Genomic DNA, 13,154 nt, shown 5'->3' on the forward strand with positions numbered 1-13,154 from the left:
CGCGGGTTGAAGCAGCTGGGGCTTGGCGCCAATGGTCAGAGATTGCGCGCAATCAGCTCCTTCATGATCTCGTTCGTGCCGCCATAGATCCGCTGCACGCGGGCGTCGGTCCACATCTCGCCGATGGCGTATTCCTGCATGAAGCCGTAACCGCCGTGCAGTTGCAGGCATTCGTCCAGCACTTCACCTTGAGTGTCCGTCAGCCAGTATTTGGCCATGGCAGCACGGTCCACTGTCAGCTCGCCGCGCAGGTGCTCGGAGATGCATTGATCCAGAAACGCGCGGGCTACGGTGGTTTTGGTTTTGCACTCGGCCAGCTTGAAGCGAGTGTTCTGGAACTGGGTAAGCGGGCCGCCAAAGGCTTCGCGCTCTTGGCAATATTGGATGGTGCGTGCAACGGCGCCTTCCATGGCACCGACTGCTTCGCAAGCGATAATCAGGCGCTCTTGCGGAAGCTGCTGCATCATCTGGTAGAAACCTTTGCCTTCCTCGCCGCCAAGGATGTTCTCTGGCGGGATGTCGACGTTGTCAAAGAACAACTCGGATGTGTCGGAAGCGTGTTTGCCGATTTTCTCAAGATTGCGGCCACGTTGAAAGCCAGTGGTCCCTTCGGTTTCCACCACCACAAGGCTCACTCCCTTGGAGCCTTCTGTCGGGTTCGTTTTGGCCGCGACGATAATCAGATCAGCGTGCTGGCCATTGGTGATAAAGGTTTTTTGCCCCGACAACCGGTAAGCGTTGCCATCTTTGATGGCTTTGGTCTTGATCGCTTGCACGTCTGATCCGGTGGAGGGTTCGGTCATCGCCAATGCGCCGACCATCTCACCCGAGATCATCTTGGGCAGCCAGCGGTGTTTTTGCTCTTCGGTTCCGTAGTGCAGGATGTAATGTGCCACGATGCCCGAGTGGATGCCCGCACCCCAGCTTGCCAGATTGGCGCGGGCGCTCTCGATCAGGATCGCGGCTTCGTGCCCGAAATCACCACCGGCCCCGCCGTATTCCTCGGGTATGGACGGGCAGAGTAGGCCCAGTTCGGCGGCCTCGTTCCACGTGCTGCGGTCCATTTGGGACTGCTTACGCCATTTCTCGAAACGCGGAGCCCATTCAGTGTTGATGAAATTCGCTGTCATCTCAGCAAGCATCTTATGCTCGTCTGTCATCCAGCTTGAGGTGGCGGGGGCGAAGTCTTTCATGGGGTTATCCGATCACTTTCGAAGTGCTTTTGGGGAATGTCACGTCTTTGAAGTCTGGATAGACCCTGCGCATCAGGTCGATCTGACGGTCCTCATCAATACGTGCGAGGTGCCATTCGCCGCCTTCTTCAAGCGTGAGCATAGTGTTGTCTAATTGCAGTTTTGTGCCGCCCTGTTGGGCAATGACCGCGATCATGCGCGGCGGGACGACGTTGATGGCTTCGGCAGTGTTGCCCTTCACAAATGCGCGTTCAAAGCTGGCGATGTGTGCGGCGATATCAGCACGGTCATCGGTGGGCAGGGAATAGGGCACGGCGCACGCGGCGATAAGCAGCATTGCCGGGATGAGCAATTTACGAAGCATCTTCAAGTCTCCTCTCGTGTCGATATGAAAGGGCGTTCTGCCCTGTCACCTATGCTGCCGGATGTTATCCCCCGATCAGCTTTATTTCTTGCGGTCTTCCAAATCCGAATTGAACAGCCGCAGGCGGGCTATCAAATTTTCCTCGTTCATGACGGAAGAGAAGTTTTCGAACAAAAACGACAGCGCTTCACCTTCGTCCAAACCAGCGTCCGTGCTGAATTTCTTGAGACGGCGGTAGCCGTCCTCTGTCATGGCGACAGGAAAGCGGCGGGTCAGGCGAAAGCGTTTTGGCATGGTCTCTCCGTATAGGGTGGGCGAGGGCACCGTGCCCTCGCCCGACCAGCTTAGAAGTTTGCCGCTTCAAGCGCCATGACAGTGTCCGCGCCTGACTGGATGCGGGTCAGGTGCAGGGCTGTGGCTGGCAGTTGGCGTGCCATATAGTAGCGACCGGTCGCCAGCTTTGTCTCATGGAACGTGGCGTCCGAGGTGCCGTTCGCCAGTGCTTCACGCGACGCTTTGCCCATCATGCCCCACATCAGGCCAAGGCAAACGTGACCAAACATGTGCATAAAGTCATTGGAGCCGGCAAGTGCGTGGTTCGGGTTCTTCATGCCGTTCTGCATGAAGTACATACCAGCAGCCTGAAGGTCTTTTGACGCGGTTTTCAGTGGCTCAATGAAGTCTTTGTCGAATGCTTCGTCCTGTCCTGCATTCTCTTTGCAGAACGATTTGACAAGATCAAAGAAGGCCATGACATGCTTGCCGCCATCCTGAGCAAGCTTGCGGCCTACCAGATCAAGCGCTTGAACGCCGTTGGCACCTTCATAGATCATCGCGATGCGTGCATCACGGGTGAACTGCGACATGCCCCATTCTTCGATGTAGCCGTGGCCGCCATAAACCTGTTGGGCTTTTACGGTCATGTCGTAGCCGACGTCGGTCAGGAAACCTTTGATGACAGGTGTCAGCAGCGACACAAGGCCGTCCGCATCCTTGTCACCGGAACGGTGGGAAGCATCGATCATCGTCGCGCCCCACAGAATGAAGGCACGTGCGCCTTCAACAAAGCTTTTCTGGTCCATCAATGAGCGACGGATGTCAGGGTGTACGATCAGCGGATCGGCAGGTTTGTCAGGGGCTTCGGCACCTGTCACGGCACGGCCTTGCAGACGGTCGTTGGCATAGGCTAGCGCGTTCTGGTAGGCGACGTCGGCCTGTGCCAGACCTTGCATGCCCACGCCCAGACGAGCTTCGTTCATCATGGTGAACATCGCACGCATGCCTTTGTGCTCTTCACCCAGCAGATAACCTGTCGCTTCGTCATAGTTCATCACGCAAGTAGAGTTGCCGTGGATGCCCATTTTCTCTTCGATGGAACCCACAGTCGCGCCATTGCGTGCGCCAAGGCTGCCATCCGCGTTCACATTGAATTTTGGCACGATGAACAGGGAAACGCCCTTGATACCTTCTGGGCCGCCTTCGATCTTGGCCAGCACCAGATGGATGATGTTGTCGGCCATGTCATGCTCGCCCGACGAGATAAAGATCTTCTGGCCGGAGATTTTGTAGGAGCCATCGGCCTGAGGTGCGGCTTTTGTGCGCATCAGACCCAGATCGGTACCGCAATGCGGCTCGGTCAGGTTCATGGTGCCTGTCCACTCGCAGCTGACCATCTTGGGCAGATACATGTCTTTTTGCTCAACTGTGCCGTGGGCAAGGATGGCAGAGGCCGCCCCGTGGGTCAGACCCTGATACATGGTGAACGCCTGGTTGGCGGCTGAGAACATCTCGCCCACGGCCGAGCCGATCACGTATGGCATGTTCTGCCCGCCGTATTCTTCGGGCATGTCCAGACCGGGCCAGCCGCCCTCTTTCACTTTCTCGAAGGCGTCTTTGAAGCCTGTTGGCGTGTAGACGACGCCGTTCTCCAGACGGCAACCTTCCCTGTCGCCGACAGCGTTCAGTGGTGCCAGAACTTCGGAAGTCAGCTTGCCCGCCTCTTCGAGAATCGCAGATGTAAAATCAGGCTCCAGTTCGGCGTAGCCAGGGGTGGAGGCTTCGGTAATCTTAAGAACATCGTGCAGAACGAACTGCATGTCTTTCGTCGGTGCGGTGTATGTTGGCATTGTGGTCTCTCTCCCTGAAGCGGTATGAACCATGGTGCGCGTCAGCCGGCCTTGCGGGGCTGGCGCAAGGACGAGATCATCTTCTCACCCCATTTTAACTGGTCGCGCAGATCGTCGATCGCGCTGTCGATTTCGGTGCGCTGGCGCTGAAGATCTTCAAGGCGCTTACAGGCCAGATCATAGCTTTGCTCAAGTTGGCTCAACTGACCGTCGCCTTTGTAATAAAGGTCCAGAAGTTGGCGGATTTCTTCGAGCGAAAAGCCGAAGCGCTTGCCGCGCAGGATCAACTTTAGACGTGCGCGGTCGCGTTTGGTGAAAAGGCGTTTTTGACCAATCCGCTGTGGAAACAGCAGTTCTTTGGCTTCGTAGAAACGCAAGGTGCGGGGCGTGACGTCAAACGTGTCGCACATCTCGCGGATAGTCAGTGTATCGGTACTCATAATGCTCTCACAATTCCATCAGATCGCGGTGGGATCACTGGCTTGAGCACCCGATACCGCTTTTGAGAAAGCTTACGTAGTGGTACGTAACGTCAGTTTCTAGGGTTACCTTTCGTAACCTTACGTCAATTTAGCCGTGCGCTAGTTTCCGCCTGTAAATTTCCAGCTTTCGGCGAAGATATGCACGATTGCTACTAATAAGGCGGATATCTCGCAAAAGTAGAAACAATCATTGAACTCCCTGCTGTTCTATTTCAAACGGCCACAAATTCACTTTGATTTAGATATGCGGTAGGATAGACATGCCGACGCTAGTTTTTGACGCAACGCGTCCGACGCCCCCCGATACTGCCGCCTTCGACGTGTATCTTGAAGCCGCCGCAAAGATTGTCGAAACTGTAGCCTATGAAATGGCTACACGGGCTTCGGCGTCAAGAATCGAAGAGCTTATGGCCATCGCCAGCCATATCGAAAAAACTGCCGCCCGCGTCCGGCGCGGGGATTAGGCCTTTTCGCCCAACGCCTTGAGGGTTTCATCGCGCAGGCGGGTCAATTCCTTGAGCGCTTCGTCCAGCTGACGCTTCTTCTCGGTTAACTCGTCTAGTTGGTCGTTTGCCATGACCACCCAAGCCTGCATTTGCGCGACTGTGCCTTCTTTTTCGTAGATGAGCAGCCATTGGCGGATATCTTCCAGTGCAATTCCAAAACTGCGTCCACGCAGAATCAGTTCCATCCGCGCGCGTTCGCGTGGACCGTAAAAGCGTGTGCGCCCCTCGCGATCAGGCGAGAGCAGCTCGATATATTCGTAATACCGCAATGTGCGTGGCGTTACGTCAAATTTCGCGCACATTTCTTTAAATGTCAGGCGTGTCTCGTCGCTCATGTCTGGAATGTCCTCCGGACCCTTACGCTAAAAGCCCCGCGCAAGATGTGCAACGGTTCCTATTGCCCTTTGTGCAAGCGGCTGCTGTAAAGGGCGCGAAAAGCAGGGCAATTTGGCCCGCGCAAGGAGAATATATGGTCGACCTGACAGCGCTAGCGCGCCAGTTTATCCAAGCATTGCCGCACTCCGTTCTATTGGGGATGGCGCCGCAGGAGATGGGCGGCGGCAAAGCTTCGATCAGCATGCCCTACAAGGACGACCTTATTGGCGATCCGGTGACAGGTGTTATTCACGGCGGGGCGGTCTCGGCTTTGATGGATACGTGCTGCGGTGCTGCGGTGATGTGTCATCCTGACAATAAGGGCGGCACGGCCACGATTGATTTGCGCATCGACTATATGCGCGCGGCCACTCCGGGCCAGACGATCACGGCGCGTGCCACATGTTATCACATGACCCGCTCAGTCGCCTTCGTGCGCGCAGTAGCATTGGACGATGATACAGAAAATCCGGTGGCTACCGCTACTGGGGCCTTCACCGTGGAGGAAAAACGATGAGCGGTTGCAAGCGTCCCGAGCCTGTTCAGGTGGTCAAGCAACGGCGTGACGCAGCGCTCGCCGCACTGGCTGGCGCCGTGCCCTACATTCGTTTTCTGGGGATCGAGTTCGAGCGGCGTGGGGATGAGCTGACCGGTATTATGCCCTTTAAGCAGGAACTGATCGGCAACCCCTTGCTGCCGGCGCTGCATGGTGGTGCCACGGCCGCGTTTCTCGAAGTCACGGCAGTAATGACGCTGAACTGGTCCTATCTTTGGGATGATCTGGAAGCGGGCAAACTGGACCTCACGGATTGCGCGCCGCAGGATTTACCGCGACAGCCAAAAACCGTCGATTTCACTGTGGACTACCTGCGCACCGGTCTGCCGCGCGATGCCTATGCGCGGGCGCGGATTACCCGCGCAGGACGGCGCTATGCCTCCGTGCAGGTCGAGGCGTGGCAGGACAATCGCGCGCGTCTTTATGCTGAGGCGATGGGGCATTTCGTGATGCCCGCCCCGCGTGACTGAGGTTGCTGCCGCCAGACTGACCCACAAACGTGTGCTCAACATCGCGGTGCCCGTGGTGCTGTCCAATGCGACTGTGCCAATATTGGGTGCTGTGGATACGGGCGTGGTAGGTCAGATAGGGTTGGCCGCTCCTATTGGCGCAGTTGGTATTGGCTCAGTTGTCCTTTCGGCCTTCTACTGGATGTTCGGCTTTTTGCGCATGGGCACGGTGGGGTTGACTGCGCAGGCTGAGGGACAGGGCGACAGCAACGAGGTCGCCGCCTTGCTGACCCGAGCACTTATGATCGGGCTCGGCGCTGGTGTGGCGATCATCGCGTTGCAAAGCGTGCTTTTTTGGGCCGCGTTCAAAGTGTCGCCCGCCAGTGCAGAGGTCGAAGGCCTAGCGCGTCAGTATATGGCGCTACGGGTCTGGTCCGCGCCTGCGGCCATCGCGCTTTATGGCATCACTGGCTGGCTTATTGCGCAAGAGCGTACGCGCGCTGTGCTGGTCTTGCAGCTTTGGATGAACGGGCTGAACATCGCGCTTGATCTGTGGTTTATGATCGGGCTGGGTTGGGGCGTGCAGGGCGTGGCCCTTGCGACCGCGATTGCTGAATGGAGCGGTCTTGGCTTGGGCTTGTGGTTCTGTCGCGCAGCCTTTGCTGATGTCGCGTGGCGGGCTTGGGATCGCGTGCTTGACGGGGCGCGGTGGCGCCGGATGATGGGCGTGAACACGGATATCCTGATCCGCTCTTTGCTGCTGGAAGCGATTTTCGTGAGCTTTATGTTCATAGGCGCGGGGCAGGGTGATGTGACGTTGGCGGCTAATCAGGTGCTTCTGCAGTTCCTGATGATTGCAAGCTACGCGCTGGATGGCTTTGCCTTCTCTGCTGGAGCCTTGGTTGGGAAGGCGTTTGGACGGGGTGACAGGATGCATCTGCGGCGCGCTGCACTGCTGGCCTCTGGGTGGGGGATGGTTGCGGCGGCTTGCATGGGGTTGGGTTTCGCCCTGTTCGGCCCGCAGATTGTGGACGCGATGACAACCGCACCAGAGGTACGGGTACAAGCACGCATCTATCTTCCTTATCTGGTGGTGCTGCCGGTAATTGCCTGTGCGGCGTTCATGCTGGACGGGATATTTGTGGGCGCAACGCGCAGCCGTGACATGCGCAATATGATGGCCCTGTCGTTCGGCGTTTATGCGGTATGTGTGCTGCTTTTAGTGCCGGTCCTTGGCAATCATGGTCTGTGGGTGGCGATGCTAATATCGTTCATCGCGCGGGGGCTGACCCTTGGCGCGCGCTACCCGTCTTTGGAGCGCGCTGCAGGGGCGTAATTGCGCGCCGGAGGCCTTTAGAGAATCGTTTGAACCGCCTCTGGCGGACGGCCGATAACCGCACGATCACCATCGAACGCGATGGGCCGTTCGATCAAGATCGGGTGGGCTGCAACGGCGGCCAGCAGGGTCGCATCATCATCACTGCCGCTAAGCCCCAGCTCTTTGAAAAGCTTCTTGTTGGGGCGGAGCATCTCAATCACAGGCAAGCCAAGGGCTTTCTGCGCAGCCTCAAGCTCGGCCACAGTGGGCGCGTCTTCGAGGTATTTGCGGAGGGTACGCGCCACACCCGCGGCTTCGATCAGTGCGAGGGTCTGGCGCGATTTGGAACAGCGCGGATTGTGCCACAACGTTATCACAGCCACTCCTCCCGACGGCTGGCTACTGCATCGGCAACCGAGCTGAACCCGTCTTGCGCCAACCGCGCATCAATCCCGCGCGCGATGTCACCGACAAGCGACAGCCCGCCAAAGACCAGCGCTGTGTACAATTGCACCGCAGAGGCGCCCGCGCAAATCTTGGCGTAGGCCTGATCTGCAGAGCCGATGCCGCCAACGCCGATGATTGGCACATCGGTCAAAGTTGAAAGCCGCGCCAGAACGCGGGTTGATTTTTCAAACAGAGGCGCGCCGGAAAGACCGCCGGCCTCTTCCTTATGGACGGACCGCAGTCCTTCACGCGAAAGCGTTGTGTTGGTTGCAATGATCGCGGCCACGCCTGCGTCCTGCGCCACTTGCGCCACATCGGCAATCTCGCTTTCGCTCAGATCTGGCGCGATCTTGAGCATGACAGGCGTGGTGCCGCGCACAGCCATCACCCCTTCCAGCAGACCCGTTAGTGCTGCCTTGCCTTGCAGGTCGCGGAGTTTTTCGGTGTTGGGAGAGGATACATTCACCGTGGCGAAATCCACATGGTCACGTGCGGCTTCCATGACGCGGGCGAAATCCGCCGCGCGGTCGGTGCTTGTCTTATTTGCCCCCAGATTGAGGCCCACGGGAATGGTGCGCGGAGTGGCCGCCAGACGGGCGCAGATCGCCTCCATCCCGTCATTGTTAAAGCCAAAGCGGTTGATCGCGGCGCGGTCCTCGGTCAGGCGAAACAGGCGCGGTTTGTCGTTGCCAGGCTGCGGCAAAGGCGTCGCAGCGCCGACTTCGATAAATCCGAAACCGGCTTCACTTAGTGGCGTAATGGCGGTGGCGTTTTTGTCAAAGCCTGCTGCAAGGCCGACAGGGTTCAACAGATGCATCCCCGCCAGATCAACGCCAAGACGAGGGGTTGTCACAGGGCCTAGCTTTGGCGTTAGCCCTGCACGCAGAGCGCGTATGGCCAGACCGTGGGCTGTTTCGGGGTCAAAGTGGCGTAGCACGCTCAGGCCCATCGCCTCAATCAGCGCGTTCATGCGAAAACATCCGATGGGGGCAGGGGCCGCGTGCGGATCAGGCGCGAGTCCTGAACCGCAGCTTGCCTATGGATCACAGAGCTTTGATATTCGGGGTCGGTTACCATCGCCAGAAATGCTGCCGCTTTGGGGAAGTGGACGATAAACATCGCATCCCATGCCTCATCCGGTGCGCCGATCAGGGAGACATCAAAACCACCGCGCCAAATGACGGTGCCCCCAACGCGGGCCAATACCGGACCGCTTGTTTCGCCGTACTTGCCATAGGCCTGCGCGCCGGTCAGGTTCTCACCAGCAAGCGGATGGTCGGCAGGATACGCCGCCTTGTCAAAGAACTGCACAAGGTTGAGCATGTTTATCGGTGCGTCGCGGTCGAGCGATTTGAATATCTCGAATTGCGTGCGGTTTGTATCGCGGTAGTGGGTCATTGTGCGGCTTCCTCCAGCCCTGCGGGGAACTGGTGCGCCCCGTCGACCAACGGCAAGGGCTGGGCCCATGTGACATCCGCCATTGTCAGCTTGCGGTACAGGTGGGGGAACAACGCATCGCCGCGCGACACCTCCCATTTCAACTCATCGCCCAAGGTCTTGGCCTCGGCCGCGACCAAAAAAAGACCTTCGGCTCCGGTGAAATGCTTGGCCGCTGTTTCAGCTGCCTGCGTGGCGGTTGAGAAATGGATGTAGCCGTCGGCCAGATCAATGGGCGCGCCTGCGGTTTCGCCTTGCTTACGCAGGGTCTGCCATTCATCGGTGCGGAAGATTTTGAATATAAGCATAGCGCTGTGATGCCGCCCTGCGCCGCAGTGGTCAAGGGCGAACGCGGTGCCTTTGCTTTGGGCACGCGCAACAGATTGACGCAACGCAAGGTGGTTATCTGCTTTGACAGCTTCCCGCGCACGCGCCACGATATGCGCACACATTCCATTGGGGGAAACACCATGAACCGATTCCTATTGAGCGCCGCCGCTTTGAGCTTGACGGCAGGCATGGCCAGCGCTGATTATTCAATCACCATTCTGCACACAAACGACTTTCACGCGCGGTTTGAACCGATCAGCAAATATGACGGGCCTTGCGGTGCCGAAGACAACACCGAGGGCAAATGCTTTGGCGGTACAGCCCGTCTGGTAACCGCGATCAAAGAGGCGCGTGGCCGTACCAACAACGCGTTACTTGTGGACGGCGGGGACCAGTTTCAGGGCACGCTGTTCTATTCCTATTACAAAGGCCAGATGACTGCCGAGATGATGAACAAGCTTGGCTATGACGGTATGACCGTCGGCAATCACGAATTTGACGATGGCCCCGAAGTGCTGGCTTCCTTCATGTCAGCAATCAAATTTCCGATCTTGATGTCCAACGCCGATGTCAGCGCCGAGCCCTTGTTGGCCGACAAGCTGGCAAAATCCACGGTGATCGAGCGGGGCGGCGAAAAGATCGGCCTGATAGGGCTGACACCTCAGGATACGGACGAACTGGCAAGCCCTGGTGACAATGTGGCTTTCTCTGATCCGGTCGCTGCGGTGCAAGGCGAAGTTGACAAGCTGACGGCTGAAGGCGTGAACAAGATCATCGTGCTCAGCCACTCCAGTTATACCGTAGACCAAAAGGTTGCGGCCGAGACGACTGGCGTTGATGTGATTGTGGGTGGCCACTCCAACACGCTGCTCAGCAACACCAATGAGAAAGCCGAAGGCCCATACCCCACAATGGTCGGCAATACCGCGATCGTGCAGGCATATGCCTATGGTAAATATCTAGGTGAGCTGAATGTCACGTTTGATGACGCGGGCAACATCACCGAAGCCAAGGGTGAGCCGGTTCTGATTGATGCCTCTTTCGCCGAGGACGCGGACACGCTGGCGCGCATTGCCGAACTTGCCGCGCCGCTTGAGGAGCTCCGCTCTAAAGTCGTGGCCGAAACAAACGAGCCAATTGGCGGTGATCGCGCGATCTGTCGCGCGCAGGAATGCAGCATGGGCAACCTGATTGCCGATGCAATGCTGGCACGCGTGGCCGATCAGGGCATTGACGTCGCCATCCAGAACAGCGGCGGTATCCGCGCCTCCATCGACGCGGGCGAAGTCACCATGGGTGATGTGTTGACCGTGTTGCCCTTCCAGAACACGCTTTCAACCTTTCAGGTTACCGGCGCCGTGCTGGTCGAAGCGTTGGAGAACGGCGTAAGCCAAGTCGAAGAAGGCGCAGGTCGTTTCCCGCAAGTCGCAGGTATGAGCTATGTCTTCGATGCTGCCGCCGAAGCGGGCAGCCGCGTGTCGGATGTGATGATCGGTGACGCGCCTGTGGATCTGGACAAGGTCTACGGCGTTGTTTCCAACAACTACGTGCGCAACGGCGGGGACGGTTATGCGATGTTTAAAACCGCAACCAACCCCTATGATTTTGGCCCCGATGTTGCTGATGTCACGGCTGAGTATTTGGCGGCAAACGCACCTTACAAGCCCTTTACTGATGGTCGCATCAAGATGAAGTAGGTCCGAAGCTACGGACAAGGAAAGGCGCGCTCTGAAACGAGGGCGCTTTTTTTATGCTTGGGTGATGCGCAGCTGAAAGCAGTTGTTTCGGGCCGAGCGTACATCGATAAAGGCAACCTCGCTTTGCTTCAGCACCTGTGTTGCATAGGTGGTAACATCGGCTGAGCAGACGATTTTATCCGTGCCGTAGCGAATGCGCTCGTCGTTAGTGTAACCTTTGAGCAGATACTCTGGCCGCGTGGTGAGGATTGGCGGCGGTGTTTTGCCGCGATAGGCGGCGCAAGCGTCGGCACACAGGAATACGGGCCCGGTTTCGGCGTACGCGTGAAGCCGTTCGAACGGGCGGTGGGCGAAAATCAGCATTCCGGCAACCTGCGCGATATCGTTAAGGCAGTGGCGGCAAGGATTGCTGGCTGCGTCCGAGATGGCGTGCTCTGGCGTCACGCCATAGGCGTCGGGGCCGCCTTCACGCAGAGCGGCGACGATTGGTGTGGCTATGGGATGATAGGAGAGGTGAGTCATATTCGTGCTCCTTTGCCTGTTTATGGCAAGGCGGCATCGTTCAAATCGACCCGTTTTCTGCGCATTCACATTTATGCGCTCACTGCGCTAAGATATGCGCAGGGACGCAACCGGAGGAGATGGAGATGTGTGGACGCATTTCCCTGACCTTGCCGCCCGAAGCTATGGCGCAGGTGTTTGCAGCCGAACCGGCAAATAATCTGCCGGAGGGGCCGAACTATAACATCTGCCCGACAAACCCGATCGCGGTCATCACCGGTGGCCCAGAGCAGCCGCGGCGGATGGAGGCCATGCGCTGGGGGTTGATCCCGCCGTGGTACAAGAAGCCTAACGATGGACCGTTGCTGATTAACGCCCGTGCCGAGACGGTGCTGGACAAGCCTGCCTTCCGCTCTGCAGTTCATGCGCGGCGGGTGCTGGTGGTTGCCAGCGGTTTTTATGAGTGGACCAAAGACGAAAGTAGTGCGCGTGATCCGTGGTATATCACCCGCCGTGACGGGGCGCCGCTGGCCTTTGCCGGACTTTGGCAGGCTTGGCTCGATCCTTCAAGCGATGAGGTGCTACGAACGGTCGCTGCTCTGACGATTGACGCTAACGAGCCCACGCAGGCGATCCATCACCGGTTGCCTGTGATTATCGAGTCGGCCGATTGGTCAATTTGGTTGGGTGAAAAGGGAAAAGGCGCCGCGCCGCTGATGCGAGCCGCCGATGACGATACGTTACACTGGCACCGAGTATGCCGGGACGTCAATTCCAACCGCGCGTCCGGTCCCGAACTGATTGAGCCATGGGAAGAACCGCCAAGCGTCATGACCCTGACCCCCTGAAGCGGGGGCAGGGTCATGCCTGACGTGCGACACCAATCGCTTTAGTTGGACTGGACTGTAGGTTGGGTGCTGAAGTTCATCTTGCCGATGATGATGTCATCTGCAGGTGCCTCGGTGGTGGTCTCTTCTGCGGTGGTTGTGTCATCAGCAGTGGCAGCCGCGGGGTCTACCGCTTCAAGCTGAAACTGAAAGATATTGGCCATCCCTCGGATGACCGAGATAGTTGCTTCTGCGCCGTCGGAAAGCTCTGGCGTTGACCATGAGCCGTCGTCGGCAGAGATCGTGCGCGAAATACCTGACATGTTCACGAAAGTCAGGGTGTCGCCATCCTGCACATAGGAGACGTCCGGAAAGAACGCTTGACCCATCATCAGAACGCGGTAGTTTTCGGCAGCGGATGACCCTGCCGTGAATGTTAGCGCGGCAACTGCTGCGGCAGCGCCTTTCAAAATCTTGTTAAGCATTGCTATGCTCCTTGGTGTCGGCCCCCACCGTCACAGAGATTTGCTATATGGATGGAATGTG

Annotated in this window: 18 protein-coding genes; 6 read left to right on the plus strand and 12 right to left on the minus strand. The window is 57.9% G+C overall.

Annotated elements, in window-relative coordinates; all coding sequences use genetic code 11:
• Positions 1 to 35: 35 nt before the first annotated feature.
• The 5 genes from V7730_RS03140 to V7730_RS03160 all read right to left on the minus strand — a co-directional run bounded on the left by V7730_RS03140 (position 36) and on the right by V7730_RS03160 (position 4,123).
• Positions 36 to 1,193, minus strand: a complete 1,158-nt coding sequence (locus V7730_RS03140; RefSeq protein ID WP_335746135.1) for an acyl-CoA dehydrogenase family protein — start codon at positions 1,191 to 1,193, stop codon at positions 36 to 38.
• A 4-nt stretch (positions 1,194 to 1,197) separates the two neighbouring features.
• On the minus strand, positions 1,198 to 1,557 hold the full coding sequence (locus tag V7730_RS03145; RefSeq protein WP_335746136.1) for a hypothetical protein: 360 nt from the start codon (positions 1,555 to 1,557) through the stop codon (positions 1,198 to 1,200).
• Positions 1,558 to 1,638: 81 nt separating this feature from the next.
• Positions 1,639 to 1,851 carry a hypothetical protein gene (locus tag V7730_RS03150; RefSeq protein WP_335746137.1) on the minus strand — a complete coding sequence of 71 codons (213 nt, stop codon included), beginning with the start codon at positions 1,849 to 1,851 and terminating at the stop codon, positions 1,639 to 1,641.
• 50 nt (positions 1,852 to 1,901) lie between these two features.
• Positions 1,902 to 3,683 carry an acyl-CoA dehydrogenase C-terminal domain-containing protein gene (locus V7730_RS03155; RefSeq protein ID WP_335746138.1) on the minus strand — a complete coding sequence of 594 codons (1,782 nt, stop codon included), beginning with the start codon at positions 3,681 to 3,683 and terminating at the stop codon, positions 1,902 to 1,904.
• A gap of 41 nt (positions 3,684 to 3,724) precedes the next feature.
• Positions 3,725 to 4,123, minus strand: a complete 399-nt coding sequence (locus V7730_RS03160; RefSeq protein WP_335746139.1) for a MerR family transcriptional regulator — start codon at positions 4,121 to 4,123, stop codon at positions 3,725 to 3,727.
• Between the two features lie 302 nt (positions 4,124 to 4,425).
• Between V7730_RS03160 and V7730_RS03165 the strand changes: the two genes are divergently transcribed.
• On the plus strand, positions 4,426 to 4,629 hold the full coding sequence (locus V7730_RS03165; protein ID WP_335746140.1) for a hypothetical protein: 204 nt from the start codon (positions 4,426 to 4,428) through the stop codon (positions 4,627 to 4,629).
• On the opposite strand, the gene V7730_RS03170 is transcribed toward V7730_RS03165, so the two are convergent.
• Complete coding sequence (locus V7730_RS03170) at positions 4,626 to 5,006, minus strand: MerR family transcriptional regulator (protein WP_335746141.1); 381 nt, start codon at positions 5,004 to 5,006, stop codon at positions 4,626 to 4,628. The genes V7730_RS03165 and V7730_RS03170 overlap by 4 nt on opposite strands.
• A 134-nt stretch (positions 5,007 to 5,140) precedes the next feature.
• Between V7730_RS03170 and V7730_RS03175 the strand changes: the two genes are divergently transcribed.
• Genes V7730_RS03175 through V7730_RS03185 form a run of 3 tightly spaced genes read left to right on the plus strand, consistent with a single transcriptional unit; the run spans position 5,141 to position 7,387 of the window.
• Positions 5,141 to 5,563: a PaaI family thioesterase gene (locus tag V7730_RS03175; protein WP_335746142.1), complete on the plus strand. Its 423-nt coding sequence runs from the start codon at positions 5,141 to 5,143 to the stop codon at positions 5,561 to 5,563.
• Entirely contained in the window at positions 5,560 to 6,072 is a 513-nt protein-coding gene (locus V7730_RS03180; RefSeq protein ID WP_335746143.1) for a PaaI family thioesterase, read from the plus strand. Before V7730_RS03175 ends, V7730_RS03180 begins: the two co-directional genes overlap by 4 nt.
• The gene (locus V7730_RS03185; RefSeq protein WP_335746144.1) at positions 6,065 to 7,387 is read left to right on the plus strand and encodes an MATE family efflux transporter; all 1,323 of its coding nucleotides are present in this window, start codon (positions 6,065 to 6,067) and stop codon (positions 7,385 to 7,387) included. Before V7730_RS03180 ends, V7730_RS03185 begins: the two co-directional genes overlap by 8 nt.
• Positions 7,388 to 7,404: 17 nt before the next feature.
• Here the strand turns inward: V7730_RS03185 and arsC are convergent, their stop codons facing one another.
• Genes arsC through V7730_RS03205 form a run of 4 tightly spaced genes read right to left on the minus strand, consistent with a single transcriptional unit; the run spans position 7,405 to position 9,561 of the window.
• The gene (gene arsC, locus V7730_RS03190; RefSeq protein ID WP_335746145.1) at positions 7,405 to 7,746 is read right to left on the minus strand and encodes an arsenate reductase (glutaredoxin); all 342 of its coding nucleotides are present in this window, start codon (positions 7,744 to 7,746) and stop codon (positions 7,405 to 7,407) included.
• The gene (locus V7730_RS03195) at positions 7,743 to 8,786 is read right to left on the minus strand and encodes a quinone-dependent dihydroorotate dehydrogenase (protein ID WP_335746146.1); all 1,044 of its coding nucleotides are present in this window, start codon (positions 8,784 to 8,786) and stop codon (positions 7,743 to 7,745) included. Before V7730_RS03195 ends, arsC begins: the two co-directional genes overlap by 4 nt.
• The gene (locus tag V7730_RS03200; protein ID WP_335746147.1) at positions 8,783 to 9,214 is read right to left on the minus strand and encodes a DUF1330 domain-containing protein; all 432 of its coding nucleotides are present in this window, start codon (positions 9,212 to 9,214) and stop codon (positions 8,783 to 8,785) included. Before V7730_RS03200 ends, V7730_RS03195 begins: the two co-directional genes overlap by 4 nt.
• Entirely contained in the window at positions 9,211 to 9,561 is a 351-nt protein-coding gene (locus tag V7730_RS03205) for a DUF952 domain-containing protein (RefSeq protein ID WP_335746148.1), read from the minus strand. The genes V7730_RS03200 and V7730_RS03205 overlap by 4 nt, the downstream gene beginning before the upstream one ends.
• Before the next feature lie 162 nt (positions 9,562 to 9,723).
• On the opposite strand from V7730_RS03205, the gene V7730_RS03210 reads away from it, so the two are divergent.
• Positions 9,724 to 11,280: a bifunctional metallophosphatase/5'-nucleotidase gene (locus V7730_RS03210; RefSeq protein ID WP_335746191.1), complete on the plus strand. Its 1,557-nt coding sequence runs from the start codon at positions 9,724 to 9,726 to the stop codon at positions 11,278 to 11,280.
• A gap of 51 nt (positions 11,281 to 11,331) precedes the next feature.
• Here the strand turns inward: V7730_RS03210 and V7730_RS03215 are convergent, their stop codons facing one another.
• Positions 11,332 to 11,802: a DUF1203 domain-containing protein gene (locus tag V7730_RS03215; protein WP_335746149.1), complete on the minus strand. Its 471-nt coding sequence runs from the start codon at positions 11,800 to 11,802 to the stop codon at positions 11,332 to 11,334.
• Between the two features lie 125 nt (positions 11,803 to 11,927).
• On the opposite strand from V7730_RS03215, the gene V7730_RS03220 reads away from it, so the two are divergent.
• Positions 11,928 to 12,629, plus strand: coding sequence for an SOS response-associated peptidase (locus tag V7730_RS03220; protein ID WP_335746150.1), 702 nt, complete (start codon positions 11,928 to 11,930; stop codon positions 12,627 to 12,629).
• A gap of 41 nt (positions 12,630 to 12,670) precedes the next feature.
• Here the strand turns inward: V7730_RS03220 and V7730_RS03225 are convergent, their stop codons facing one another.
• The gene (locus tag V7730_RS03225; RefSeq protein ID WP_335746151.1) at positions 12,671 to 13,093 is read right to left on the minus strand and encodes a hypothetical protein; all 423 of its coding nucleotides are present in this window, start codon (positions 13,091 to 13,093) and stop codon (positions 12,671 to 12,673) included.
• Positions 13,094 to 13,154 lie beyond the last annotated feature (61 nt).

Origin of the sequence: Sulfitobacter sp. (assembly GCF_036961165.1) — a bacterium.
In the GTDB taxonomy this organism is placed as follows: Bacteria; Pseudomonadota; Alphaproteobacteria; order Rhodobacterales; family Rhodobacteraceae; genus Sulfitobacter.